The 902-nt window shown below is 28.0% G+C and carries 1 protein-coding gene; it reads left to right on the forward strand.

What is annotated here, in order from left to right; all coding sequences use genetic code 11:
* Positions 1–314 precede the first annotated feature (314 nt).
* Entirely contained in the window at positions 315–884 is a 570-nt protein-coding gene (locus H2650_RS15675) for a hypothetical protein (RefSeq protein ID WP_188051768.1), read from the forward strand.
* Positions 885–902 lie beyond the last annotated feature (18 nt).

Below are 902 nucleotides of genomic sequence, written 5' to 3' on the forward strand. Positions count from 1 at the left end.
CGTCAGAAGAAAATGGAACAGAAAGTTGGTTTAGATATGACCAAACTAAAAAAATTGATCTTGAAAACAAATTTGACCTCATATCTAAAAATGCAATAAAAAGAATTGCAATTATGGAAGAATATTGGAAAGAATAAAAAACCGAACGCACAACAGCGGTTTGCAAAAATGGCGAAATATGTGGTAAATTCACGTTTATCTTTCGCAAGATATTTTATCTTAGCAGAAAAATTGCGGTTACGAAGTTCGCCACTTCTGCAACCCGCGAAACGTTAGCAGACAGTTTCGAGCGACAGAAAATGAAAGATATTTATATGAAAATCAGATATTTAATATTAATTTTAATCTTTTTTGGTTGTCAAACTAAAACAGAAAAACCTATTTCTAAAAACTCGAAAATTGAAATAGAAAACAGAAAGTTTTTTATTGGAGATATTAATAATGATGAAATTAACGATACTGCATTTGTAAATTATAAATGGAATTTAGAAACAAATGAAATTGAATGCGGGAAAAATAATTGTGATATAAATATTGAGTTCACAGAGAATATTCCAAAAATAACTATAGCACAAAGTTTAGGAATTGTTGTTGCGAAAATTGAAGATTTAAATAATGATAATGCAAATGAAATAATAATCTTTTCTCGAACAACTGAAGGTTGGTGGAATAAAGTTTCTGTTTGGTCTTTAAAAAGTGGAACTTGGAATGAAATTGCAGAAACAAAAGCGTTTATATCAGAAGATAAAGATTTTGAAAATCGAATAATTAAAGAAAAAGGCAAATATTATTTAATTGGAGAAAATAAATTGGAAGAACATGAAAATGGAAATTTTAAAAAAGTCAAAGTCAAAGTGAATAATGGAAACGGACAATCAGAATAAATAAAAAAACCATCTGCC

It is taken from the genome of Flavobacterium sp. GP15 (genome assembly GCF_014281985.1).
In the GTDB taxonomy this organism is placed as follows: Bacteria; Bacteroidota; Bacteroidia; order Flavobacteriales; family Flavobacteriaceae; genus Flavobacterium; species Flavobacterium pygoscelis.

Bases quoted from the DNA above. Each gene is read 5' to 3' on its own strand.
- H2650_RS15675 (WP_188051768.1), top strand. From the start codon at position 315: ATGAAAATCAGATATTTAATATTAATTTTAATCTTTTTTGGTTGTCAA.